This window comes from Rhodomicrobium sp. (assembly GCF_047605405.1).
In the GTDB taxonomy this organism is placed as follows: domain Bacteria; phylum Pseudomonadota; class Alphaproteobacteria; order Rhizobiales; family Rhodomicrobiaceae; genus Rhodomicrobium; species Rhodomicrobium lacus.
Genome location: NZ_JASGFR010000033.1, coordinates 1 through 24,968, shown reverse-complemented (window position 1 = coordinate 24,968; position 24,968 = coordinate 1). Strand labels below are relative to the sequence as shown.

General features: G+C 61.5%; 18 protein-coding genes and 1 pseudogene. 10 read left to right on the top strand and 9 right to left on the bottom strand.

From position 1 onward, the window contains the following. Positions 1–31 precede the first annotated feature (31 nt). The gene (locus QM659_RS13065) at positions 32–2,524 is read left to right on the top strand and encodes an aspartyl protease family protein (RefSeq protein WP_415188728.1); all 2,493 of its coding nucleotides are present in this window, start codon (positions 32–34) and stop codon (positions 2,522–2,524) included. 81 nt (positions 2,525–2,605) lie between these two features. Here QM659_RS13065 and QM659_RS13060 read toward each other — a convergent pair whose 3' ends face one another. The 3 genes from QM659_RS13060 to QM659_RS13050 all read right to left on the bottom strand — a co-directional run bounded on the left by QM659_RS13060 (position 2,606) and on the right by QM659_RS13050 (position 8,597). Beyond that, positions 2,606–7,378: a DEAD/DEAH box helicase family protein gene (locus QM659_RS13060; RefSeq protein WP_415188727.1), complete on the bottom strand. Its 4,773-nt coding sequence runs from the start codon at positions 7,376–7,378 to the stop codon at positions 2,606–2,608. A gap of 386 nt (positions 7,379–7,764) precedes the next feature. Continuing rightward, the gene (locus QM659_RS13055; protein WP_415188726.1) at positions 7,765–8,052 is read right to left on the bottom strand and encodes a TnpV protein; all 288 of its coding nucleotides are present in this window, start codon (positions 8,050–8,052) and stop codon (positions 7,765–7,767) included. A gap of 194 nt (positions 8,053–8,246) precedes the next feature. Then, positions 8,247–8,597 carry a plasmid mobilization protein gene (locus tag QM659_RS13050; protein WP_415188725.1) on the bottom strand — a complete coding sequence of 117 codons (351 nt, stop codon included), beginning with the start codon at positions 8,595–8,597 and terminating at the stop codon, positions 8,247–8,249. A 344-nt stretch (positions 8,598–8,941) separates the two neighbouring features. On the opposite strand from QM659_RS13050, the gene QM659_RS13045 reads away from it, so the two are divergent. The 5 genes from QM659_RS13045 to QM659_RS13025 all read left to right on the top strand — a co-directional run bounded on the left by QM659_RS13045 (position 8,942) and on the right by QM659_RS13025 (position 14,890). Further along, on the top strand, positions 8,942–9,304 hold the full coding sequence (locus tag QM659_RS13045) for a hypothetical protein (protein ID WP_415188724.1): 363 nt from the start codon (positions 8,942–8,944) through the stop codon (positions 9,302–9,304). 13 nt (positions 9,305–9,317) lie between these two features. Beyond that, positions 9,318–10,073 carry a conjugal transfer protein TraL gene (locus QM659_RS13040; protein ID WP_415188723.1) on the top strand — a complete coding sequence of 252 codons (756 nt, stop codon included), beginning with the start codon at positions 9,318–9,320 and terminating at the stop codon, positions 10,071–10,073. Further along, positions 10,042–10,557: a hypothetical protein gene (locus QM659_RS13035; protein ID WP_415188722.1), complete on the top strand. Its 516-nt coding sequence runs from the start codon at positions 10,042–10,044 to the stop codon at positions 10,555–10,557. The genes QM659_RS13040 and QM659_RS13035 overlap by 32 nt, the downstream gene beginning before the upstream one ends. A gap of 42 nt (positions 10,558–10,599) precedes the next feature. Next, positions 10,600–11,235 (top strand): tyrosine-type recombinase/integrase, encoded by a 636-nt coding sequence (locus tag QM659_RS13030; RefSeq protein ID WP_415188721.1) that lies wholly within the window; start codon positions 10,600–10,602, stop codon positions 11,233–11,235. Positions 11,236–11,698: 463 nt separating this feature from the next. Beyond that, positions 11,699–14,890, top strand: a complete 3,192-nt coding sequence (locus QM659_RS13025) for an autotransporter domain-containing protein (RefSeq protein ID WP_415188720.1) — start codon at positions 11,699–11,701, stop codon at positions 14,888–14,890. Between the two features lie 727 nt (positions 14,891–15,617). Here the strand turns inward: QM659_RS13025 and QM659_RS13020 are convergent. The 4 genes from QM659_RS13020 to QM659_RS13005 all read right to left on the bottom strand — a co-directional run bounded on the left by QM659_RS13020 (position 15,618) and on the right by QM659_RS13005 (position 17,117). After that, positions 15,618–16,043 (bottom strand): gamma carbonic anhydrase family protein, encoded by a 426-nt coding sequence (locus QM659_RS13020; RefSeq protein ID WP_415188732.1) that lies wholly within the window; start codon positions 16,041–16,043, stop codon positions 15,618–15,620. A gap of 205 nt (positions 16,044–16,248) precedes the next feature. Then, positions 16,249–16,614, bottom strand: coding sequence for a hypothetical protein (locus QM659_RS13015; RefSeq protein ID WP_415188734.1), 366 nt, complete (start codon positions 16,612–16,614; stop codon positions 16,249–16,251). Next, complete coding sequence (locus tag QM659_RS13010; RefSeq protein WP_415188731.1) at positions 16,556–16,804, bottom strand: hypothetical protein; 249 nt, start codon at positions 16,802–16,804, stop codon at positions 16,556–16,558. Before QM659_RS13010 ends, QM659_RS13015 begins: the two co-directional genes overlap by 59 nt. A gap of 133 nt (positions 16,805–16,937) precedes the next feature. Further along, positions 16,938–17,117, bottom strand: coding sequence for a hypothetical protein (locus QM659_RS13005; RefSeq protein WP_303485848.1), 180 nt, complete (start codon positions 17,115–17,117; stop codon positions 16,938–16,940). Between the two features lie 1,195 nt (positions 17,118–18,312). Between QM659_RS13005 and QM659_RS13000 the strand changes: the two genes are divergently transcribed. From QM659_RS13000 to QM659_RS12985, 4 genes and pseudogenes are all read left to right on the top strand, one after another. After that, positions 18,313–19,263: a sulfonate ABC transporter substrate-binding protein gene (locus tag QM659_RS13000; RefSeq protein WP_127076678.1), complete on the top strand. Its 951-nt coding sequence runs from the start codon at positions 18,313–18,315 to the stop codon at positions 19,261–19,263. Next, positions 19,260–20,417 (top strand): FMNH2-dependent alkanesulfonate monooxygenase, encoded by a 1,158-nt coding sequence (gene ssuD / locus QM659_RS12995; RefSeq protein ID WP_415188719.1) that lies wholly within the window; start codon positions 19,260–19,262, stop codon positions 20,415–20,417. Before QM659_RS13000 ends, ssuD begins: the two co-directional genes overlap by 4 nt. Continuing rightward, complete coding sequence (gene ssuC / locus QM659_RS12990) at positions 20,414–21,310, top strand: aliphatic sulfonate ABC transporter permease SsuC (protein ID WP_415188718.1); 897 nt, start codon at positions 20,414–20,416, stop codon at positions 21,308–21,310. Before ssuD ends, ssuC begins: the two co-directional genes overlap by 4 nt. Further along, positions 21,307–22,140: pseudogene (locus QM659_RS12985) on the top strand (ATP-binding cassette domain-containing protein). Before ssuC ends, QM659_RS12985 begins: the two are co-directional and overlap by 4 nt. Positions 22,141–22,425: 285 nt before the next feature. Here the strand turns inward: QM659_RS12985 and QM659_RS12980 are convergent. Then, entirely contained in the window at positions 22,426–23,034 is a 609-nt protein-coding gene (locus QM659_RS12980; protein WP_415188717.1) for a hypothetical protein, read from the bottom strand. Between the two features lie 248 nt (positions 23,035–23,282). Beyond that, positions 23,283–24,647: a B12-binding domain-containing radical SAM protein gene (locus tag QM659_RS12975; protein ID WP_415188716.1), complete on the bottom strand. Its 1,365-nt coding sequence runs from the start codon at positions 24,645–24,647 to the stop codon at positions 23,283–23,285. Positions 24,648–24,968 lie beyond the last annotated feature (321 nt).

Here is a 24,968-nt window from a genome sequence, read left to right as displayed (position 1 = left end):
TGCCATGCTCCACGAACCGCATTCGTTCTTTTTGCGATGGTTGCTCCTTTTAGTCGTGCTCGGCCTCTCGCAAGCGGCGCACGCGAAACCAGCCGACTGCATTGTCGAGAAAAAAGCCACGCTGAAACTCGGCTGGGGTGGCGGCATGCGGACCGTGGAGGCCGAGATCGACGGTCAGAAGGTGACGCTCGGCCTCGATACCGGCGCAAGCACAATCATAACGCCGGATGCGGCCTCGCGCCTCCATCTGATGCGCGACTGGGACAGGAGAACTCGTGCTTACGGCACGACGGCGATCCTCACCGCCAATCACGTGCTCATCAAGGATCTCGAATTTGGCGGCGCTCATCATCGCTGGAAAAGCGTTCCCGTACTCGCCATCGCCAATCGCAGCCCCTCGAATCCCGTTTCGGGCCTTCTCGGCCGCGACATCCTCTCCGATTACGATGTCGAATTCGATTTTCTCAAGGAGACCTTGACGCTCTACAGCGTGAGAGGCTGCACGACGGTCATCCCGCAATGGCCCGCCGGCTATACGGCCACACCGATGACCGTCACATGGCGGCGCAACGTTCTTCTGCCGGTCGATGTCGACGGCAAGCGGTTTCAGGCGATTTTCGACACGGGGGCGACGGAAAGCGCTCTCTCGCGGGAAGCGGCGGCTCGGCTTGGCGTGACGAGCAAGGTTTTGAAACTCGAAGAGACGCAACCCTTCGTCGGCGTCGGCGCGGTCCGCGCGGCTCTTCCGACCTCGCAGTTCGGCAAACTCGCGGGAGCAGGAATCGCAATCTTCAACCGGAGACTTGCGGTGTTGAAAATCGGCTTTCTTGAAGGCGAAATGCTGTTCGGCCGCGACTTCATGGCTTCGAACCGATTCTGGATCTCCTATGCCACGCGGACCATCTTCACGCTGAAACAGTCCCCGCTTATTCTGACTTCAAAGATTTCGCGTGGTTATAGTCCCGCGGCGCTCGCCGCGGGAGGCCGTCCCGATCTGCAAACAGTGGACCCCTGCGATCCGGCTATCGCAGACAAGTTCCCAGCGTTCTGTTCGGCGCGCCGGACCGCCTCTGTGCCGCCGTCGAAGACCTCCGATGTCTCGACGCAACCGCCGCAGGATACACCTCCTCCGAAACCGGAGTTCATCAGTCCGTGTGCGTTGTCCTACGGTGATAAGTTCCCGGCATTTTGCACTCCGAATAATAATCCCCTTCGAACCGCTTCGCCCAATCGGCTTCCCCCTGCGATAGCCGCCCGGCTTTCTGCACTCGATCGGGCATCGACCCCACGACCTGCGAAACCCGCTCGTCCGGCAAAATTTAGAGACCCCTGTTTCAAGACCTATTTCGATCAGCCGCCATTCTGCCGAGAAAAACAGCAAGCGTCTGAACCGCCGACTGACGATCAGGGATGGCTCGGGGTGCGGCATGGGAGGTTCGCCGCTGAGACGCAGAAGACGCTCGGCTTTCCAAGCGTTGAGGTTGTCGCCGTCATTTTCGTTATCCCCGGATCGCCAGCGGACAAGGCGGAGATCAAGGCAGGCGACGCTATCGTCGCGGTCGACGGAGTATGGCTTTCTTTCGGCGAAACGTTGCAATCCGCGCTTCGCACTCACAAGGCGGGCGAGGATGTCGATCTCACGGTCTTCCGTGGCGGCGAGATGCTGACCTTCAAGGCGACGCTCGGCAGCGCGGGCGCCGCAGCCAAGGTTCGCCGCTATATCGACGAGAACGAGCTGGAATATCGGGATTTCACCCGCGTCTTTTCCAGAGAGGCTTATCCGCTTGAATGGGCGCTGGCAAGGCAGCGCGTCGGCATCGAGTACATGCACAGGCGCGACGGCACCACGGCGGAGAACGTCGAAAAAGCCATCGCGGCGTTTGAGGATGCGCTCGCCGTACCCGAATTCAGGGAAAAGAAGGCGGCTTTTGCCGCAGCCGAAGAAGGGCTTGCTCAGATGATCCTGCTTCGGTCTGGAAGTAATGGGACCCGGATCGAGGAAGCGGTGAACGCCCTTGAGACAGCGCTTCCTTTGCGAGAGCGAAATTCGGCGGCGTGGGCGGCAGACGAATTGTTCCTCGCAAGCGCCTATGAGCGGCGCGGAGAAGGCGATCCCCTCGATAACAAGGAACGCGCGATCACGGCCTATGACGCGGCCGCCTCCGCCTTGCGCGGCGATGAGGAGCGGCGAACGGCATGCGGCGTCGCCCTGGCCGCAGGCGCGCGCCTCACGCTCGGACGGCTGAAGGGCGATAGTGCGGAAAACGCCGAAGCCGCGATCCTCATGGTCAAAGAGGCTCTTCCGATCCTCGCGGACAGCGGTGCGCACGTTGACTGGGCCATGGCAGAACGCAAGCTTGGAGAGGCCTACACCGTGCGAGGCACAGGCGACGTTTCGGAAAATCTCTCGCGCGCGCGCGAGGCATACGACGCGGCGCTCACGGTGCTGACAAAGGAAGCCTTCCCGAAGGAATTCGCGGAAATCGATTATGCAAAAGCGCAAATTGCGGACAGCAACCGGTGAGCCGAAGGTCGAACCTGAATCGCTGCGTCCATTACCGGCGATTGCCGCTGCAGTCCCAAAAGAGACATACGCCGTCTCAGACTACGATCGCCCACGGCCGTTCTGCCGTGCTCGCGTTTCACTGAACTCGGCGTCGAGGAGCGCGATCTTGGCCCGCTGACTTGGTGGACTGTATTCCAGCCCAGCCAAGCTCGATACCGATGACCTCGCTGCATGAGCAGGTGTGTCCCCTTGAACCGCAGTGCTTTCACCGTTCTTCGCCGCCCCCTGCGCCGCCGGCTGCAGAGCCTTCTCGATGTCCGCGATCCGGGATTTTACGGCGTTGAGCCGATCAGCACGGGCGAAGCCGGTCGCCGTCAACTGGCGCTCGAGCCTTGGGAGATCGGCCCTGGCCTTCGACAGCTCCTGTTCTTCAGAAGCGAGCACGGCCGGGACTTGCTTGATGCAGTTTTCAAAGCGGCGCAAGAGGCCAGCCGGATCGATTTCGTCGCTCAACAGATAGGACTCCTGTTTGGCGTAGCCCCTCTTGCGTTCGATCTCGATGGTGTAGGAGAGACCGTTCGCGCCAGAGCGAACATAGGCTTCGAGCCTGAACCCTCGAAGGCGCGCCTGCAGGGCAGCTTTTTGAGGCTGGCCGGCGGCAAGCGTCGCCTTCGAGAGGACGATCGCCTTTAACGCTTCGCCCGCCGCTTTGCGTTCCGAGAACCGTCGGTCTCCGATGGTGAGCAGGAACGCTGTTGTTTCGGATGCGCGGACCTGCTCGGCGTCGGCGCCAAGGCCCAAGATCGCCGTCTCGTGAGCGGCGATCTTGGAGGTGAGCCGCGCATAGGCTGACTTGGCGGCGAGGACGGAGCGCTCCTGGCCTCGTTTTGCCGCCTCAAGCTCGCGCAGTTCCTTGGACAGCTCCGCGTGCTCGATGATGAGCGGATTGCCGGTGGCTGCCGCCTTGATCATGGCCGCTTCGGGAAGCGGGGAATCGATGTCCTCGGCGGTTCGAACCCCGCGCGCGCCGGCCCGCAATTGAGCGATGAAATTCGCCTTCCGGGTCAGCGTCTGCCAGCGATAGGCGTCGAGGCTGCGCAGCGTAATGTAGCGGATGATCTCGACTTCGGAGTTGAGGTTCCCCTGCCTCAAGATGCGGCCATCGCGCTGCTCGACATCGGCGGGCCGCCAGGGCGCGTCGAGATGGTGCATGGCGACAAGCTGGCGCTGCACATTGGTGCCGACGCCCATCTTCGCGGTCGAGCCGATCAAGATGCGCACCTGCGCCTCGCGAACGGCGGCAAACAGCCGGGCCTTCTTGATGTCGTTGTCGGCTTCGTGGATGAAGGCGATCTCTTCGCGCGGGATGCCTTTTTGCACAAGCCGGGTCCGCAAATCCTCATAGAGATTGAAGGAGGAGCCGATTTCGTTGGGAAGGGCGGCTTCGTTGCCGCCCTCATCCTCTACGAACTCCTCGTCGCCGGCAGACGGCGCTTTCATCCCCGCTTTGGAGTTCGGCACGCCCATATCGAGAAACACGATCTGGCATAGTCCGGGCCTCGTCCCATCCTTCCAGATCCGCGCGATGCGCTCCACCGCAGCGACCGTCTTGCCGTGCGGGTTGATGGGCGCTTGCGCGTCGAGCAGGCGAATGTCGGTCGCAAGCCGCAAGCCTTCGCCGAGGATCTTCAGCATGTTGTCGCCGCCTGCCTCAGAGCGCTTGCCCTTGATGGCTTCGGCGCGTTGCACAAGCTCGTCCATCATGTGAAGCTCTCGCTCCGAGAGCTCCGCTTCGACGACGGTCACTTGGCCGGCTTTTAGCTTTGGGCGGGGCAGATTCAGCATCTCGGGCGTTTGCGTGTCGGCGACGCGGCTGTAAAGCGCGATCAGCTCGGGGATGTTCACGAATTTCGAAAACGACCGCGTCGTGCGGAAGCCACGGCCCGAAGGCGCAAGCTCGACCTCGGTCACGATGTCGCCGAAGGTTGCCGCCCAGGCATCGAATTCATCGATGTCGTAATCGGCAAGCAGCCTTCCCTGCAGATAGCGCTGCATGGTGTACATTTCGGCGATGGTGTTCGAGACGGGCGTGCCCGTGGCGAACACCGCCGCGCGGCCTGGCCGCTGTTCCTCCAGAGAACGGATTTTCAGATAGAGATCGGTCGCACGCTGGGATTCCGTGCCTGAGAGGCCCTTCACGCGGGTGTGCCGCGTACGGAAGGCGAGGTTCTTGAAGGCATGGGCTTCGTCGACAAACAGAAAATCGACGCCCAGTTCCTCGAAGGTGATGCCATCGTCTTTCCGCTCCTGATTGAGAAGCTTTTCGAGCTTGGCTTCGAGCCTTTTTGCCGCCTTCTCCAACTCCTTGACGGTGGGCGATCCCCGTCCCTCGTCGGCTTCCGCCTTGGCTTTGAAATCTCTCAAGCCATCCAACTCATCGCGAATGAAGCGCTCGTAAGCCGCGTCCGACATGCGGATGCGCCCGAAAGCATCGTGGGTGATGATGATCGCGTCATGGGCGCCGGCAGCCATGCGCGCGCTGAACGCGCGGCGCTTGTCCTTCGACATTGCCTCCTTGTCGGCGACGAGGATCTCGGCGGCCGGGTACGCCTGCAGAAACTCACGGGCAAACTGCTCCAGCATGTGATTGGGCACGACATACATGGGCCGGCGGATCAGCCCGAGACGGCGCTGCTCCTGGCCTGCAGCGATCATGGTAAAGGTCTTGCCGGCGCCCACCGCATGATCGATGAGCGTGTTGCCGCTCGAGACCACGCGCCAGATGGCGTTCAGCTGGTGCGGGTGCAGCCGGAAGGGCCGAGGCTCTTGGTTGGGGCCGGCATTGATGAAGCGGGCAAGGCCCGGCATGGTTTGATGGGCGCCGTCATAGACGGTCGGCACCAGGCGGTTGAAGCGGAGATTATAGAGCTCTTCGAGCTGGCGCGCCCTCTCCTCGTCCGCCCAGACCCAGCCTTCGACGCCGGTCTCGGGCGCGCCTGAGAAAAGCTCACGGATGGCGCCGACTTTCGCGTTCGCTTCCTCGGAAGCAGATGCGTTGTAGATGGGCGGGCTATCGGCGGCGGGTCCTGGATCGAAGATGCGGATTTCGCCATTGTTGAGGCCCGCCACGATGATGTCGAAGGCCCTGGCGCGGGACGTGCCATATTGCGCCTCGGTCGAGGCCGGGATCTCAGGCTTCGCCGTGAACTGCCATTTCTTCGAGACCTCGTTCAAGATCAGAGCCTCGGCAGGTACACTCAGCGCCTCGGTGAGAAAGGCTCGGTAGATCCCCGCCGGAACCCAGGGCGCGCCACACAGGATGCGGATATCGACCCGCGTGAGCGGGGCGGGCTGCACGCGCTCGAGAGCTTTCACGTTCTTGCCGTAGCGCTCGTCATCCTTCGCCGCGACACGGGCGTCGTCGAGCTTCTGGACGACATCGCCCGACAGATAATCGGCCGAGGTGCGCCAGACATCGCCCGCAGGATCGAGCCAGATCGCACCATCGAGCGCGTCTCTCGCTTCTTCCTCGCTCGTGTTCAGACTTCTGGCGATCAGCGCAAGATCAACGCGGCCTGTTTCATTGAGGGAGACGGCGAGCGCATCGGTAGCACTTCTGATCTTAGGCTCTGGCGCTTCCCGGATGATGTCGCGGCTGAAGATGGCGGTCTTCGCCGCCGTGTCCTCCCTCTCGTCGTAATCCTCAAGTGCTGCGACCTTGAAGGCGTCGGGATCGTCCCGGAAGGCGGCAAAGTTTGGCATGCGCCTAAGCACAACCGGCGTGCCGTCTTTCTTGAACCGGTTCGTGACCGTCTGGATGGTGCGGTTGATCGGGCCGCAGCGCGCGACAAAGCGGTCATAGGCCGCGTTGAGCCGCGCTCTCAGCGCCTCGCGTTCCTCAGCCGAAAACGCGCCTTGCGGCTTCAGGAGCGCATTCACCATGTCCCGCATTTCGATGAGGGTCATCAGTTTGGAACGGTCGGCGGCGCTGAGCGCCTGCTCTTCGGCGATGCCGGCGACGCGCTGGTGGACCTTGCCGGCCTCGATGAAATACGCGCCTTCCTTCTGGAAGCTCGCGTCGATTGCGAGGATCAACCGCACCGGCTTGTCGCCGCGGCCGCGATAGGCGTCCTTCGGAAGTGCGCGCGCCGCCTGTTCGATCTGCGTTTTGAGCTCGTCCGGCGCGCTCTGGCCGATCAGGACGGGCGTCGGGCTCGCATACATGCCGCGCTCAAGGCGCATCTCGCCCAGCATCATGGCGGGATGGTCGGCAAAAGACCGGTTGATCTCGATCGGGCCGTCCGGCGTTTCGATGGCTTTGAGGTCGAGCCAGTCTGACCCGCCTTGGCGCGCTTCCCCCTCGGCGCGGCGGCGCAGGAACACAATATCGGCGGTAACCTCTGTTCCGGCATTGGCCTTGAACGCGCCCTTGTCGCCGCCTGGCAGCCGGATCGCTCCCAGGAAGTCGGCGCGGCGCGCCATCTCGCGGCGGGCGGCATCGGCCTTCTTGTCGAGCGTATAAAGCGAGGTAATGAACACGACGAGACCGCCTGGCCGGACCTTGTCGAGGGCTTTCACGAAGAAATAATCGTGAATGGAAAGGTGGCGAAGCTTCGCGTCACGCACCCCGTAATTGCCGAACGGCACGTTCGAGATGGCGAGGTCGAAATAGCCTTGCGGCCAGCGGCTGTCCTCGAAGCCCTCGATCCGAACATCGGCGCCGGGATAGAGCGTTTTGGCGATGCGGCCCGAAAGCCGGTCGAGTTCGACGGCGCTCCAAGCGGTACAGGCCCGAAGCCCCTCAGGAACAAGTCCGATGAAATGGCCGACGCCCACGGCCGGTTCGAGCGCCCGGCCGCCATCAAAGCCCAACTGCTCGACCGCGCTCCAGACGCCCTTGATAACGGCTTCGGAGGTGAAATGTGCGTTCAGCGTCGAAGCCCTGGCCGAAGCCCATTCTTCGGCTGTGAGGAGGTCCTGCAGTTCGGCGCGTTCCGCAGCCCAAATCCTTGCCGCTTGGCTGTATGGGTTCTTGTCGAAGATCGCCTGGGCGAAAGCGCCCCAGCCCGTATAGCGAACGAGGCCTCGTTTTTCGTCCGAGGTCGGCTCGCGCGCGTCCTCTTCGAGAGATTTGAGGATGCGGATCGCTTCGATATTGGCGCGAACCTTCTCCTTCGGCGTACCCTGGCCGATCGCATCGGCGGCCGTAATGGCGTAATTGCGCCGCGCTCGCTCACTGATCGCAGCTGCCGGCGAGGTTAGAGCGTCAGAACCACCTCGTGGAGCGCGATCTCTTCGGCCATCAGCCAGGCTTGCGTCTCCTTGATCTCCCTCTCCTCTGCGTCCTTGAGCGCCTCGATCTCGGGCTTCTTCTCTTCGAAGATCCGCTCCATCATCTGGCGGGCTTGCCGGCCGATCTCGTCCAGATGCTGGTTCAACTGCCCCGTCTTCTCCAACTCCGCGTAAAGCGCGGGATGGCTCTGCGCCAGATAACCCTTGCGCCGGCTCGCGAACTTGCTCTCGATCCTCATGGCCTCTCTCATCATCTTGAGTGCCGGGTTCCGCCGTCACGCTTGTTGCAAGGCGGTCTTCGTCCTTCAAACCTTGGGGCTCATCTCGTGTCTCGGCCTCCTTCCGCTCGAACAAGCCGAGAAAAGAAAGCTGCCCGAACACACTGAAACCGCTCTTCCGCCGCGCCATGGCGTGATCCCCGTCGCCACCTCTTTGAATAATGCATAGTTTATAGACGATCAATAAGGGCGCGAAGCTGAATTTGCACGGTCTCGATGTCATGCAACAGGCGGCGGACTTCGCCCGGCCCCGCCCCCACGCCGGCTCGCGATACAAGCCAGAGCTTTAAGAGACCGCCAAGCCGGCCTTGGTCGGCATTCACCTGCAACAGCGCGAGGATCGCCTTTTGGTCGTGGACGGATGTGAGCCTGACGCCGAGGGCTGCCGCGCGCAGATAGGCCGAGACCGAAAGGCCCGCGGCTTGTGCTCTTGTCTCGATCGCCACGCGCTCTTTGGGACTGACAAAGGTCTTCAGCGGACGGGTCCGATCTCGAGCCTCGAACGGGATTTTATACGCCATGCTCGCATGTTAGTCCTCTGGCGGCGGTCTCGACAAGAGACCGCGCTTCCGTCGAGCGAAGCGAGTAAGGAACGGCGTGATGGGGGCATCGGCCTCGCCGATGTGGGCCCACATCACACATCTTGCCATCCAAACCTTCCGTCCAACACTGACGATCTCTGTCGCTCTTTGGCGGTCTCTGTCCTTCTTTGACCGCCTCCGTCCATCATTGGCGATCTTTGTCCATCTGTGACGCAAAGGCTCAGCGAGCTGTGGCGATCTTCGGCTGACTTCGTCCCTCTCTGACGATCTTCGTCCTTTTGCGACGTTTGAGTTTGAGGGGGGCGTGTGATAGTCTATAAGCCATGTACGAGCGTGAGAAGGGAGAAGAGAAGCCACGAGCGAAATGGGGGGACGGGCGCATCGCGTTCACCGCGCTGCTTCCGGAAATTGCCGGCGAGTTGACCCGCAAGGCGCCAATGTCGCGCATCTACGCGAAGCACAAAACGCGGCTGGGGATCAGCTACCGGCAATTCATCCGCCTGGTCCGCGAGTATCGCCACCAGGCCTCCGATGACGATGACCCGGTCGGGCTTCCAGGCCTTGGGGTTGCGAGCCCTTCGCCTCCTGCCGACGGCAGGCCTCGAAAGCCGCTTTATGTCGGACCGCCCGAAGAGCGGACGTTCCACTTCGATCCCATGGACGCCTACAGGAAAAAATACGACTGAAGGAGATCTTCGCATGGAGAATGGTTCGCAGTCACGGCGCGCGGTCAATCTGTTCTTGAACAGCAAGGGCGGCGTCGGCAAGTCGCATCACGCGGTGCTACTGGTGCAAGCCTATCAGGCCGCGGGCCTGCCCGTGATCGCCATCGACGCCGATGCCACCTCGGCGTCGTTTTCAAGCTTTCACGCGCTTGGCGTGAAGCGTGTCCAGCTCATGGAGGGCGATGCCATCAACCCTCGCGTTTTCGATGACATCACCGAGGAGTTTCTCACGACCGACGCGAACTTCGTCATCGACACGGGCGCATCAGCCTTCGTTGAGCTGAACCGCTATCTCCTGAAGAACAAGGTCCCCGAGCACGTCCGCTCCGCCGACAAGAGGCTCGTCGCCCACATTATCTTGACCGGCGGCTCGACCTTCCGCGAAACGAGCGCCAATCTCGAAGCCATTACCGGCCAGACGCCGCCTTCTGTCGAGATCGTGGTGTGGATCAACGATCATTTCGGCCCCGTGGTGCCTGCCGGCCGCAGGTTCGAAGACCTCGAAATCTATAAGGGCTCCGCCGGGCGCATCTCGGCCATCGTGCATCTTGCCGATCACACGTTCAGCGAAAAGGACACCTTCGGCGTCGACGTGAAAAAGATGATGTCGGCGGGCTTGTCGTTTGCCGAAGTGCGGGAGTCACAAGACTTCACCATCATGGCGAAGGCCAGGCTACAGCTCGTCGAACGGGAAGTGAATGGACAGCTTTCCTCCATCATCGCCCTCTGAGCCGGACCGGGAGGCGGAAATCCATCGGCTCATCGGCGAGGTCGCCAAGCGCCACAGGATCATCTTGGCGCCAGGCGACCCGTTGTTTGTGGTGCTCACGCTTCTTGAGCTTGTCACCGATCGCTATCTGGAGAAGGCCGATGCGATCCTGAAGGCCGAACGCGACGCCTCTCTCGATGCGATGGAGCGCGCGGCGGCTTCGGCAAAAACATCCGGCGAAGGCCTCATCACGGCCGCCGCCGACTACGTGGCCAAAACCGTTCGGTCTTCCACGGTTGAGTTGACGGACGCCTTGTCGGGCACCGCCGCCGCCGAGCGCGCCAGGATCGAACTCACAGCCAGGGATGCGAGACGCGTGACCTGGCTCGGGTCGATCGTTCTCGCCATCCTGTTCTCGATCTTGACCGGCATCGCAATCGGCATCTGGCTGGCGCCCGACGCCAACGGCCGGTTTCTTCACTGCCCGATCTCGGCGGCGGCATAGGCATGGCACTCTCAAGTCTCGCACCCAAAATGGAGAGAGACCATGAGTACAGGTCAAAGCGTCAACGCGAGTGGCGCATCGCGCCGCCCCTGGAACAAGGGCAAGCTTGTCGGACCAAAGCCGCCCCTCCAGCCAAAACACGTCTGGGCCATCCGAACCCGACTTCAACTCCAACGCCGAACCCGCGACCTGGCGCTGTTCAATCTCGCGATCGATAGCAAGCTTCGAGGCTGCGATGTGGTTGCCCTCAAGGTGGAGGATGTCGCACCGCACGGATACGCCGTCGAGCGAGCGACTGTCCGGCAACGAAAAACAGGGCGTCCCGTACGCTTCGAGATCACCGAGCAGACGCGACAGTCAGTCGATGAGTATCTGCGCGTGACGCAAAGGAAGCCTGGCTACTTCCTGTTCGGCGGCCGGCGCGGCGAAGAAAGGAGCTTCACCACGAGACAATATGCGCGTCTTGTCTCGACCTGGGTCGCCATGGTTGGGCTTGACGCCAGCCTCTTCGGCACGCATTCCCTGCGACGGACCAAAGCGACATTGATCTACCGGAAGACCGGCAACCTGCGCGCCGTGCAGCTTCTCCTCGGTCATACAAAGATCGAAAGCACGGTCCGGTATCTTGGCGTCGAGGTTGATGACGCGCTTGCGATCTCCGAGCAGGTCGACATTTAAATGGTGGCGGGCGGAGCCAACGCTCCGCCCTGCAACGGAGGGTCGTGAGCGGAAATACCGCACGGGACAAAGCGCGCCTGCATTACAACTATTTCCAGAAGTTAAGGTCAGCCAAGCTAAGCGCCACGCCGATCCTGATCCGCCTTTTGGCCACCACGAGATACCCTACACCTATAGCTGAATAGCGAGCGCATGCGGTCTGCAACGACGCCATTCAGCGCGGTGAAGATTCACGGTGTGTTCTGGGATCAGTCTGATGTCGGGAGGAGCGTAGTCTGTTTTAAAGCTTGGCAAGGAGGCGAGCAGCAGGACGGCGCCATATCGCTACCTTCGTGGTGCGAACGCCACAGGTACGGCGCAAAAGCCGCTCGTCACCGAGCTGTCACATGCCCGCATAGCGCCGGGCGTATCTGCCCTTGTGCGGAAATCCAAGATCCGCTTTTGGGCACAAGGGCTACCACAAATGACCTTCCAGTCATCGCGCCGTTTCGGCGCATTCATGAGCACGGCTGCGCTTGCCATCGCCGCCGCTGCATTCTCCTCGCCGGCGGTCGCTGCCGCTCCCGCTGCGAACGTCACGGTGGCAAATGTCAACGTTCTCAATCTTCTCTCGCCGTTCCTTTCGCTGAACGGAACCGCAACCGGCCAGCAGACGCTCGACCTCAATCTGAGCCAGACTGTGGCCGTCAACAACAATGCGGCGAGCGTCGCCGTCATCAACGGTCATAAAGACACGCTGACGGTGGAAGAACTCGCCATCAGCGACAAGAACTATATGAGCGGTACATCGAATTCGATCACGCTCGCAAACGGCACGACCGCCAAATACGGTGTGGCGGCCAATCTTGCCGGCGGCCTGCCTGCGCAAGCGACACCAACCGGCGCGGCAAGTACCATCGTTCCGCAACAAGCGATCGGCGGCTATGGCGTGGCGCTCGGCGCAGCCTATCAGACGGGCGTCGGCAGCAACGGTGCCACGACCACGATGACGAATACCGTCACCCTGCTGACGACTGCGCTCGGCTTCACCGGCAATGATGCGGGTGTTGCCAAGGCCTATTTTGCTAACGGAGCGGTCTCGAACCCGTCCACAACTCCCGCCAATTACGTGGCAACCGCCGCCGTTGCCCCCACCGGTTATACGCTGCCGACCTACAACGGCCTGCCGAACACCACGTCAAGCGTTTACGACCTCCGTTACGCGCCGACCGGGGTTTATACGGCCATTGGTAAAGACGTATACGGCAGCTCGCGTCCCGATCAGGTCTCTTCGGCGATCAACAACTTCGATCCGACGGCATTGAACGGGCTCACCACGAACCCGGCCTTCCCGAGCGGCCACACTACCTACGCTTACACAGACTCGATCCTGCTCGGCATGCTGGTGCCCGAGCGGTTCGACAGCATGCTGCTTCGCGCTTCCGAATATGGAAACAGCCGGATCGTTCTCGGCGTGCACTACGCGCTCGACATCATCGCGAGCCGCTCTTTCGTGCAGTATGAATTGGCGCAACTCCTGACTGCGACCGATCCGGCTTACCAGAATACCAATACCGTCGGCAGCACGACCGCGCTCAATTTCCAGCAGACCTTTGCGAACGCGTATAGTGATCGATCGACACTTCTCAGCCTGGTGAACTCGCAGAACGGCACGTCGTTCACGAGCCTCGCCGATGTCGTGAAAAGCTCCCTCACGACGGCAAATGATCCCTACGCTTATTCCGCCGAGAACGCGGCCACCTACCGGGCGCGTCTGACCTACGGCCTTCCTACCACGGCTATCGCGAAGGAACTTACCGACACGCATGGCAAGGATGCCTCCATCTTGCTCGTGACGGTCTATGGCGGCGACAGCACGGCCGCCAAGGCGATTGAAGGGCTTATCGGCACCACGACGACGGGCGGCATCTACGGCAACCTTTCGACTGACACGATCAAGCAGATCATTGCCAACACCGAAGTGGATGCGATCACCGCCTTCGTCGGCACAGATTTGAGCTACTGGTCGCGCATCAATCTCTACGATGCCGCGAACTACTTCATCGATCCGAACGGCATTACGACGAAGCTTCTTCTCGCCAGCGGCGACAAGCTGAACGTTCCGGTGACGGTCGGCAATGGCGGCGTGTTCGGCGGTTCGGGCACTGTGACCGGTGATGTCACCATCAAGAGCGGTGGCGCGTTTGGCGCGAAGGGCAACGGCACGACGTCGTATCAAGGCCTTACCGTCAATGGCACGACCGACTTCAAGGCCGGGTCGAAGGTGCAACTGACGGGCGTTTTCCTGCCAGGCACGACCTATACCCTGCTGAACAGCAACGCGATCGACTACAATGGCTCCAAGCTTGCGGCCGGGGTTGTTTCGTCGATTTCGGTCGACACCTCCTCCAGCGGCAACCTGATGGCCTTGTTCACCGGCAAGCTGTCGGTGGTCGGCGATCCGCAATTGCAGGTAATACTTCAATCTCACTTTGCAAATGCCGCTCAAACTCAAAATCAGAAGTCCGTTGCTTCGGCCATAGATACAGCGGGTAACGCGGGTAACTTCGGCACGACCGGCGCGCAATTCCTGAACGCGCTTATCGCTAATAATACCGCAGCGAGCGCTCCGGCGGCGTTCACGTCGCTCGGCGGCGAGGGCATCACCGGCCAACAGCAGACAGCGCTCAACGCGGGCAACCTGTTTGTGACCACGGTGCTCGGCCAGGCTACTTTCTGGGCTGACGACCGCCGCAACGACGTGTTCGGCCTCAAGGACGGCGGCTCCGCGTCCCTTAAGGACGAGCCTGGCTATGAAGGCGCACTCGCCAGCCGCGGCCGCATCTGGGCGAGCGGTTTCGGCCAGTACGCCACGCTCGACGGCGAGACAGGCGTCGGCAGCGCCGACCTGTCGAACCACACCTCGGGAGTTGCGGGCGGTATCGACTACCAGGCTACCAAAAACCTGCTCGTCGGTATCGCGGGCGGCTTCTCGAACTCGAACTTCTCCGTTAACGACCGTGCTACGACAGGCGTCAGCGAAGGCGGCCACATCGCTCTCTACAGCCGGGCGACCTGGGGCAACTTCTACGGCGCAAGCACGATCGCTTACGGCCATTTCGACAACAAGACGACCCGCTTCGTCGATGGCCTCGGTAGCGTTGACAAGCTGCGCGGCACTTTCTCCAGCGATGAGTGGATCTCCCGCTTTGAAGCTGGCTACAAATACAACGCTGGCAGCGTGACTGTGACGCCGTTTGCTGGCTACCAGTTGGCGCAACTCTCAAACGACGCCTTCTCTGAGACCGCTGTCGGCTCGAACCTCGCGGCACTCCGCGTGAGTTCGGTGGACATCGATTCGGATAAGGCTTTCCTTGGCATCCAGATCGACACGAAGACGACACTCATCGAAAGCTGGGTGCTGACGCCTTATGCTCGCGTATCGTGGGAGCATGAGTTCAATGCCGACCGCTACAACAAAGCGTCGTTCATTGCGCTGCCGGGTTCGACCTTCCGGATTGACGGCGCTTCGGCGGCGGAAGACGTGGCGCGCGTGAATGCTGGCTTCAAGCTCGACATCTCGAAGGACGTGGCGGTGTTCGCTGCCTTCGACGGCGAGTTCGCGGAGCGCGGAGAGAGCTACGCCGGGACGGGTGGCGTGCGCATTCGCTGGTAAGCATCGGCAACGGTTTTATTGCGAAGGCGGCGGGACATCTCGCCGCCTTTTTTTGTGTGGGATCGAAACGGCTGACTTGAAACCAATGGCGGCGTTTGTGCCGTTGAACTTCGGAGCCCAAATGGCTTTGTCCTCTCGCAGTTGGAACGCCACGCGAGCACTGCCGCTTGCCCTTCAGGAACGGACGTCCCTGCCAACAACCCGAAAGGCAGCAATCGGCCTCTTTCGACCTTTGCCCCGAGATCCTTGAGCGCCGCTTTTGATCTCCCATGGTGAAGGGCGGGATTTCGTTACGTCATTTCAATAAGCCCGCTTATCGTCCGGCACTGGAACAACCGCAGGTTTTGAAGACCGTGCCGGAGCACCAATCCCGCTTTCATGATTGTCGGCGAGCGGGCGCTGAGCGCTGCGTTGCTATCGCGATGCCTCTGAGATTTCCGTCTGCCGCGCAAGCCATTCATTGACAGCAAGCTCGACGACCCCCTGCACATCCGTGCCTCTTGCCACCGCTGCGTCCCTTAAGCTTGCGGCGGTCTCGCGCAGCATAGAAAATGTCATATTCGTATTCGTGTTTTCGCGCCTGCCTTGGGGCTTCGTCAGAAAATGGCTCAAATTTCGCTTTCTCACATGATCCCCTTCGCCACTCTTTGGCTTGCGGATTGCGGCACTATGAGGCGCCGCGCCGCCATTTCTTTCATTGGACGCCGCGCGCACTCGCGGCAGCGAGCTACGCGGCCTCATAAGCTCTGCTGAGTGAAACGTAGCGCTCGGCATTGAGCCTGATCTCCTGGCGCTCGCCCTCGGTGAGCGGGCGGGCAATCCGGGCCGGTGCGCCGATTAGAAGAACATTCGGGGGATACTCAACGCCGGGGAGAACGAGCGCGGCGGCACCGACAAGCGTTTCTTCCGCGAGCCGCACGCCGTCGAGCAGTCGCGCGCCAAGTCCTATGAGGCAATGATTTGCGATCGTGCATCCGTGAAGGATGGTTCCGTGTCCGATGGAGACCTCATCGCCAATGCTGACGGGATGACCGGCTCTGCAATGGATGATTGCGCCATCCTGAATATTTGTCCGCCGCCCGATCCGGATCGCGTTGGCGTCACCTCTTACGACGGCATAATGCCAAACGCTGACGCCTTCCGCGACATGCACGTCTCCCAAAATCTTCGCTGTGTCGGCGATGAAAACAGCGCTGTGGATTTGCGGCGCCGAGAGCCCCGCACGAAAGGGCGCGCTTGGCCTAAGGTAAGGCCCTGAAAATGGCCGGATTGATTGGGTCACCATTGGCTCGGACCGGTTTGAGGAGTTTCATTGAGGGCCGTAGCGCCTCACTGATGATTGTCTATGTGCTATCAGTCTATTGATCAAGAGCCTTCTCAACAATCGGCCTTGCTTTTCCAGAGATTGAATTCGGCACGCCGACCAGCGTCGGCGGAGGGATTGCGAAAGATGGTGGCGGCTGACGTTGCCGCTTCACTTGCCGCCGCCCGGCGGCAGATCGGGCAAAGCGCTGCGCGTGACGACTTTGTTGGGCTTGGATTTCTTCGGCCAGTTCGGACAGGAACGATCGGGCGTCATCGACGGTGATGATCGTTCTCCATGTTCGTCTCTTGTCGCGATCCATATTCCGCCGGAAGGCGGTCTTCGGATCGGCGCTCTCCCAGTTACTTCTTCGGTTCCTCAATCTCTTGGCCGACATGCCGGCTTGGCTCCATGCGGTCATGCAACACGCGGACGATCTCAACGAGGCCGGGTTCGACCGCGCGATAGAAAATCACATGCACCGGATCGCTGATCGGCGCCTCGCGGGTTTCGGTTCGGCTGTGGTGAATGTGGAAGCTGCGAATTCCGGCAAGCAGCTCGTCTCGATTGGAGGTCGAAACGCCGTCGGGTTCGGCGGCGACGCGCCGCATAGAGGCGGTGAGCAGCGCGCGATAACGCGCGCGATAACGGATGCGGGCCTGCCGACCGTGGCGCTCCGGTCCTAAGGATCGAAGCGATGTCGGCGTTAGCGGGTTCGGAAAGCCGATAGCGCGCCATGCGGGATCAACGGGACGCCGGCGCGGCAAGGTCATCGAGATAGGTGTCGAGGTCTGCATCGTCGACCTCATCATACTCGCCGCGTTCGAGGGCCGCGACCCCTGCCTGAATGCTTAGTCGAAGCTTGTCGAGCTTGAGAGAGTCCAGAGCCCGGCGCTGCTGCAACGCGCGAATGGCATCACGCATCGCTTCGCTGGCGTTCCGGTATTCGCCCTTCTCCAGAACTCGTCAATGAAGGCGTCCTGTTCCGGCGTTAGGCTGACGTTGCGGGTGGGCATCCCCGTGTCTCCTGTTTCTGTCAAAAGATACTCGCTTTGGCAACAGTTGCCAACATTTCACCCCACTGACCTCGGTATCCGCCGGACGAGAGCATCGCCGAGAAGTTGCGCGACGCACGCACCCTGGAGCGTCGCCGACATCGGGAGGATGCGAAGATCGTCACGCAGGCCGCGCTGACAGTCGAGCGCTCGTGAAATTCGTCGAACAGCACAGCACTAGCCTGTTACACCTAATGCTGCACAAAATGCTCCGGATTATTTTAGTAAACCATTGTTAATAAATGGATAACTCTTACAGAGAATCGCATATGGCTCCCACCCCCTCCGCCAAGTTCTCGCCGCAAAATTTCCCGTAAGCACCTATTCCAATTCACTTTTCCGCCATAGAGTCGCTTCAGACTCTCCGATCCACAATTTTGGGGCACGCGGGCGTGGAAACACAACCATTTCCGAGCAGGCCGATACGTGGCCTCTCCGTCGGCGGCGTAACGCTTCTCCGCATCGGCCATATCGCCTGCGAGACTGGTCTCTCCAAGCCCTTCGAGTGGCACCCGTGCAGCGGCCTTGCGGCGCGCCACGCGCTCCGAATCTGTGTGAAGGCTGAGCCAGATCACCTTTCGCTCGTCGACGGGGGCTTGCACCAAGGCACGAAGCGTGACGCGCCTTTCAGGTCGCTAGTCCGGGCCGCCGGGCGCTTCCCCAGGCGCGCGGCGGCGCAGGATGACTTCTGTCCGGCATTGGTCTTGAACGCGCCCTTATCGCCGCCTGGAAGTCGAAACGCTTTCGACCAATTGGCGCGGCGCACCTTTTTTTGCTCACGACTGAGTGTAATCATCTAATTTTTTCTGGTCGACAGTCGACCGTCAGCCAAAAAAAGAAAAGCGTTCTCATCCCGTCGGTGTGGCGAGAGAGCGACAACGCGCCTCCTCTCTCTCAGAAAACAGAGCCTCGCGATGTGTCGTTGCGAAGCAAGATCCTTCCAGCCCGCACGCGAATTTACTGAGTTCTTCCATATAATACATCGACTTTAGTTTTGACAGCCCTGCCCGTTTTTCCTCATTGTGGTCCCGCTACGTCACCTTTGGTCAATTTTGGGGATCTTCATGCGCTTATCGCTCCGCAAGGCGTTTCTCGCTTCCGCCTTCGCGCTGACATCCGTTTTCGCAGCCGGCAGCGCCGACGCGCAGGACAAGACCGTCCGCGTCGGTTTTCAGAAATACGGCAAGCTCATCCTCCTGAAGAGCAAGGGCACGCTCGAAAAGAAGCTCGGCGATCTCGGATACAAGGTCACGTGGACGGAATTCCCCGCAGGGCCGCAGCTTCTCGAAGCGCTGAACGTGGGCGCGATCGATATCACCAACACGGGCGAAGCCCCGCCGATCTTCGCCCAGGCAGCCGGTGCGCCGCTCCTCTATATCGCCCATGAGCCTCCGGCGGAACGCGGCGAAGCCATCCTCGTTCCGAAGGACAGCCCGCTCAAATCGGTCGCAGAGTTGAAGGGCAAGAAGGTCGCGCTGAACAAGGGCTCGAACGTGCATTACCTGCTCGTGAAAGCGCTGGAAAAGGCCGGGGTGGCGTATTCCGACATCACGCCGGTGTTTCTCACGCCCGCCGACGCACGCGCGGCCTTTGAAAAGGGCGCGGTCGACGCGTGGGTGATCTGGGATCCGTTCCAGGCAGCTGCAGAAGTCACGCTTGGCGCCCGGCAACTGGCGGACGGCAAGGGGCTCGTCGACAATTATCAGTTCTACTTCGCGACGAAGAAGCTCGCAGAAGAGCATCCGGATGCGGTCAAGGCCGTGATCGAAGAACTGCGCAGCGTCGACGCCTGGGTCAAAACCGACCCGAAGGCGGCAGCAGCGCAACTGAGCGCATCCACGAGCGTTCCCGCGCCGATCCTTGAGGTCGCGCTCGAACGGCAGGGCTACGGCATCGTGCCGATCAGCGACGACGTGGTGAAGGCCCAGCAGAATATCGCCGACACCTTCCTCGCGCTCGGCCTTCTTCCGAAGCCGATCACCGTATCCGAGGCCGTCTGGAAGGCGGGCTCGTGACCGAAGCCTTAAACGTCCTCTGGTTCCTGCCGACGCATGGCGATGGCCGATATCTCGGCTCTGCCATCGGCGGCAGGGATACCCATTTTTCCTATCTGCGCCAGGTCGCGCAGGCCGCCGACGATCTCGGCTTTCACGGCGTACTCATCCCGACGGGACACACCTGCGAGGATAGCTGGATTGTGGCGTCTGCTCTCGCTCCGCTGACCACGCGGCTCCGCTTCCTCGTGGCGGTGCGACCGGGGCTCCAGTCGCCCACTGTTGCCGCGCGCATGACCGCTACCCTCGACCGCGTATCGAACGGGCGGCTTCTCGTCAACGTCGTGACGGGTGGCGATCCCGTGGAGAGCAAGGGAGAGGGCATCTTCCTGTCTCACGACGAGCGCTACGACGTGACCCGCGAGTTCCTCCACGTCTACCGCGCGTTGCTCGCAGGCGACGCCGTCACCTATCAAGGGCGCCATATCCGCGTCGAAAACGCGAGGCTGCTGTTCCCGCCGGTGCAGGAAAAGGGACCGCCGCTCTATTTCGGCGGCTCGTCCGAGGCCGGGATTTCCGTCGCAGCCGAGACAGTCGACAAATACCTGACATGGGGCGAACCGCCCGCGCAGGTCGCGGAAAAGCTCGCGACGGTTCGCGCGGCGGCAAGCGCTCGGGGCCGGACACTGTCTTTCGGCATACGGCTGCATGTCATCGTGCGCGAGACCGAAGCCGAGGCATGGGCCGAAGCGGAAAAGCTGATCTCGCATCTCGATGACGCGACAATCGCAGCCGCGCAGAAGATCTTCTCCCGCATGGATTCAGTCGGACAAAGCCGCATGGCGGCGCTGCATGGCGGGCGGCGCGACAAGCTCGAAGTCAGTCCCAACTTGTGGGCCGGTGTCGGTCTGGCACGCGGCGGTGCGGGAACTGCGCTTGTGGGCGATCCTGAAACCGTTGCCGCCCGCATCCTCGAATATAGCGCGCTCGGCATCGATACCTTCATCCTGTCCGGCTATCCGCATCTCGAAGAAGCCTATCGCGTATCGGAGCTGCTTTTGCCGCTGCTCCCGATAGCCGGGGGCGAGCGGCGGGCCAAGGTCGCAATCAACACCGGGCCGTTCGGCGAAATCGTTGCCGATGGTCAGAGGCGCGAACCCGGGAGGACGCAGTGAACATCCACGCGAACCAGACCGACATCCGAGGCGCTGCGGTCGCGACCGGGAAGGATTTTTCCAACGGAACTGATATCGGCGCGGCACCGAAAGAAAGCTTTCGCCCGGCGAGGCGCGCCGCGCGGTATGTCGGCCGGACGCTGGCTCCCTGGGCGCTGCCCATTTTCCTGCTTGCGATCTGGGAGGCTGGATGCCGCACAGGGCTCATCCCGGCGCGCGTTCTTCCCGCACCCAGCGATGTTGCTGTTGCCTTCTGGGCGACGGCCAAGACCGGCGCCCTGTTCCATCATGCCGCAATCAGCACCGAGCGCGCGCTCACCGGACTCCTTATCGGCGGCTCCATCGGCTTCTTTCTTGGCGTGCTGAACGGCCTTTCCAAAACCGCCGAGACGCTGCTCGATTCGCTCCTTCAGATGATCCGCAACGTGCCCCACCTCGCCATCATTCCGCTCGTCATTCTCTGGTTCGGGATCGACGAAGCGGCGAAGCTCTTCCTCGTGGCGATTGGCGTGTTCTTTCCGATCTACCTCAACACGTTCCATGGCATCCGCACCGTCGACAAGGGTCTGATCGAGATGGCGCGTGTCTATGGCCTGTCGCAGTTCGCATTGTTCCGGCGCGTGATCTTGCCGGGCGCGCTGCCATCTGTGCTGGTCGGACTTCGCTATGCGCTCGGCATCATGTGGCTGACGCTCATCGTGGCCGAGACCATCGCGTCGTCGGAGGGCATCGGCTACATGACCATGAACGCCCGCGAATTTCTCCAGACCGATGTCGTGCTCCTTGGCATCATCATTTACGCCGTACTCGGCAAAGTCGCCGACGCGCTTACGCGCGCGCTCGAACAGCGGGCTCTCGCCTGGCATCCATCCTATCAAAAGGTGATCGCATGACCCTTGCCGAAGGCTCATTCGGCCGTCTCGCAACCCACAGGTCTGTCTCCGAGCCGGCTTGCGCTGCTTCCGAAGAGGAAAGTGGCGCGTCCGCTTCGGCGAAGTCGCGGGCGGCGCCGGGGGTCGAGGGGCTTTCGCTCGCCTTCCGCGCTGTCGGCAAGTCGTTCGGCGATCGGCAGGTGCTACAGAATATCGACATCGAGATACCTGCCGGGCAGTTTGTTGCCATCGTCGGACGTTCGGGCGGCGGCAAGACCACACTCATGCGCCTCATCACCGGTCTCGACGCGCCGACATCGGGCGAAGTCGTCATCGACGGCAAGCCCGCGAGCGGGCTCCAGAAAAGCGTGCGCCTCCTGTTTCAGGATGCGAGGCTTCTGCCTTGGGAAACCGTGATCGGAAATGTCGGCATAAGCCGCGAACCGAACTGGCGCGAAGACGCTGCCGCCGCGCTCGCCGATGTTGGCCTTTCGGGCCGCGAGAAGGAGTAGCCGGCGGTGCTTTCAGGCGGGCAGCGTCAGCGTGTGTCGCTGGCTCGTGCCCTCGTATCGAGACCCGGCATCCTGCTGCTGGACGAGCCGTTCGGCGCTCTCGATGCGCTCACGCGCGCCGAGATGCATCAACTGACCCAGCGAATCTGGCAGGAGCACCGCTTTACGACCGTGCTCATCACGCATGATGTCGCCGAGGCGGTCACACTCGCCGACCGGGTTCTTGTGCTGCGGGATGGCGATTTTGCGCTCGACATCGACATCGATCTCCCGCGACCGAGACGCGGTTACGATCCCGCAGCGGCGGCTCTCGTAGCGGAAATCCTGAAGCAGGTTTAGATGGCATACCCATAAAAGGGATTCGCCAAATCGGGCGCATGCGATTCCGACTTCCAAACGAGGGAGTATCTCAGGGCGCGCTTCGATCTGACGGCACTCCGGCGCGGCGCCCTTTCTCGACGCTGTGCGGGCCGTAACGGGCGGGAATGTCGGCCCGGAGGCCGAACAAGCCGCGCGGCTTTTACGCGTGCGGACGACCGCCGCGTTCTGAACGGCATCTTCTGGCGGCTGCGCAATGGTGCGCATTCGACCGGAACGGTCTGATTTAATGGGATGGAGCCGGATTCACCGATCCGCTTCTCCATCAGTCACGAACCTCAAGTTCGCCTCGCGGATGGTCGCCATCACGGACGACTGCGTTGCCGCGTCGATGCCGCGCGCTTCCATGGCGTTCCTCAGAAGCGGCGCGTCGCAGCCATGATCGCGCATCCAGCGGGCGATGATCTCGGCCCGGTCCTTGCGGTCGCGGCAAAGCTCGGTCGCCAGCCGCAGTTCGGGCGCCACCACCGCGACGCGCTTGTCGCCGACGGCGATTTCGGAAAAATGCGTCCAGGGGCCGTTGCCGAAGGCCTCGATGAAGGTGGACTGCGACGGAGACTCGACGGTGCTGACATCGACCTGGACGCCGTCCACCTCGAACGCCGCGTAATATTGCAGGCAACAGGGCATCCACGTCGGCGGGGTCAGGCATCGATAGGCGGCAAGCGCCCGCGCGAAAGTGTCGACATCGGCACGCGCGCTCGCCAGAAAGTCGACATCGCCGGGCTCTATCGGCACCCCGCGCAGCAGGTCGGCGGCCGTGCCGATCAGGCGGTAGCTGAAACCGCCCTCCCGTTTCGTCAAGCCAAGCACCGTTGTGAGCGTGTGGTGCAGCTGCCCCGTTGTCAGCGTCATGAGATCAGTCCCTTCGCACGGCAGCTTAGCAGGGTTGGGGCACGGAGCGCTTCCAATTTCGCGTGGGGCTTTCTCCCAATTCTGAATTCAACTGCAGCTGCCCGCCTTGAAGTGTGGCTCGAAGAATGTGAGCGCTGCCTCTGCTTCAAATGCTTGCGCTGTCCAGAAGTCTGGCCTCCTCTTGTTCAGCTTTCTGCTCATCGAAGCCCCTACGATTTTGCCGACCGCCATTCGCTCGCGGGCGATGATCAAAGATGCTGGAGCCGCCGCGTTGCGAAATGCTCGTTGATCTCGCCGTAAAGCTCCTTGAGGCGAGCGGAAGGGATCGAGCAGATACCTTCATAGGCTTCCGTGAAGTGAACACGGGTGTGTTCGAGCGCGAACGGCTTGATCCGTCCCTCTGCGATGAGTTCGTCGTAAAGCGGCGAGCCCGGAAGGGGCGAATATATGCTCCAGCTCCAGCGGTCGAGTTCGAGCGACTTCGCAAGTTCGAAAGTCTGGCGGACATCGTCCTCGTCTTCTCCCGGAATGCCGATCATGAAGAAGCCGAACACCCGCAGATGCCTCTTCGCGAGCGCGACCTTCTCCTTGATCTGGTCGACCGTGATCTTCTTGTTGAGACGCACAAGGCTCTTCGGCGAGCCCGACTCGATGCCGAGGTCGATCTGCGTGAGGCCCGCCTCTTTCATCATGATGAGTTCGTCCTCGTCGAGCAGGTTGATGCGCGTCAGCGCCTGCCACTCGATGCCGACCTTCCGCTCGACCATCAGGCGGCAGAATTCCTTCGTCCATGCGGGCTTGAGGTTGAAGATGCTGTCCTTGAACCATACGCCTTCGATGCCGTGGTCGTCCCGGAGACGGATCACCTCGTCCACGACCTTCGCGGGCGACTTGAAACGCCATTTGCGGCCCATGGTCTGCTGCACGGCGCAGAAGCTGCAATTATACGGGCAGCCACGCGAGACAATCATCGAGATGCCGCGCACGGAGCGGAGCAGCGAATTGTGTTCGATATAGCGCTCGACGGGGAACGCGCCGTAATCCGCGCCGGGGATGCTGTCGAGGTTCTCGCCCAGCTGCGCCTTCTCGGAGATGTGCACACCATTTGACGTGCGGAAGCATAGCCCCTGGATTTGCCCGAGCCCATCGCCGCCGTTTTGGAGCGCATGCAGAAGCTGCGAGAAAGCCTCCTCGCCCTCGCCGCGAATGACGAAATCCACCGATGGATGGCCGATGACGGTTTCCGGGTCGAGCGTCGGGTGAACGCCGCCGAGCACAATTGTCGAGGCGGGCACCTGAGCGCGTGCGATGTCGGCCGCACGCAGCGCCGCCGGGAGCGTAGGCGTCATGGCGGTGATGCCTACGACATCGGGCTTTTCAGCCTTGATACGGCGCCCCAGTTCTTCCGAATCCATCAACAGCGCCTGCATGTCGAGCAGCGTTACGTCATGGCCGAGCCGCTTCACGTAGGCCGTGAGATATGCGAGGCCGAGCGGCGGCTCGAACGGAGCGACGTAGAGATTGCCGCCCCGGATCCAGTTCACGTAGTCGGCATAGCGGTTCTTGAAAGCGTCGCCGTCGAAGAAGGTGGGATTGATGAAGAGTATCTTCATGAATGGCTCCTGAGCCTCGAAATCGGATGCGGGAGGCGCACGCCGGGGTCGCTTCCGCCGGAGCGGAAACGGTCCCTTCGATTGCGCTAGGGGTAAGGGCGGCTAGTGGTCCGATTCCGACATTTGCATCCGTTTGCAGCACGCTTGCGAGCAAATGTCGGAATCGAAAGGACCACTAGCAACATCATGATTCTAGTGGAGCTTTTGAATTTGACATTTGAGCGAGAGCTCGCAGCCACCGGGACTCAAATGTCAAATTCGCTCCACTAGGTGTTTAGTCCCAATGTGTGATGGTCTGTCTTTCGGGTGAAGAGGTGTGGC

Bases quoted from the DNA above. Each gene is read 5' to 3' on its own strand.
- QM659_RS13055 (WP_415188726.1), bottom strand. From the start codon at position 8,052: ATGATGAGAGAGGCCATGAGGATCGAGAGCAAGTTCGCGAGCCGGCGC.
- QM659_RS13005 (WP_303485848.1), bottom strand. From the start codon at position 17,117: ATGCGTGATGCCATTCGCGCGTTGCAGCAGCGCCGGGCTCTGGACTCT.
- QM659_RS13050 (WP_415188725.1), bottom strand. From the start codon at position 8,597: ATGGCGTATAAAATCCCGTTCGAGGCTCGAGATCGGACCCGTCCGCTG.
- QM659_RS13025 (WP_415188720.1), top strand. From the start codon at position 11,699: ATGACCTTCCAGTCATCGCGCCGTTTCGGCGCATTCATGAGCACGGCT.
- QM659_RS12980 (WP_415188717.1), bottom strand. From the start codon at position 23,034: ATGACGCTGACAACGGGGCAGCTGCACCACACGCTCACAACGGTGCTT.
- QM659_RS12975 (WP_415188716.1), bottom strand. From the start codon at position 24,647: ATGAAGATACTCTTCATCAATCCCACCTTCTTCGACGGCGACGCTTTC.
- QM659_RS13035 (WP_415188722.1), top strand. From the start codon at position 10,042: ATGGACAGCTTTCCTCCATCATCGCCCTCTGAGCCGGACCGGGAGGCG.
- QM659_RS13040 (WP_415188723.1), top strand. From the start codon at position 9,318: ATGGAGAATGGTTCGCAGTCACGGCGCGCGGTCAATCTGTTCTTGAAC.
- QM659_RS13030 (WP_415188721.1), top strand. From the start codon at position 10,600: ATGAGTACAGGTCAAAGCGTCAACGCGAGTGGCGCATCGCGCCGCCCC.
- QM659_RS13000 (WP_127076678.1), top strand. From the start codon at position 18,313: ATGCGCTTATCGCTCCGCAAGGCGTTTCTCGCTTCCGCCTTCGCGCTG.
- QM659_RS13045 (WP_415188724.1), top strand. From the start codon at position 8,942: ATGTACGAGCGTGAGAAGGGAGAAGAGAAGCCACGAGCGAAATGGGGG.
- QM659_RS13010 (WP_415188731.1), bottom strand. From the start codon at position 16,804: ATGCGGCGCGTCGCCGCCGAACCCGACGGCGTTTCGACCTCCAATCGA.
- QM659_RS13015 (WP_415188734.1), bottom strand. From the start codon at position 16,614: ATGACCGCATGGAGCCAAGCCGGCATGTCGGCCAAGAGATTGAGGAAC.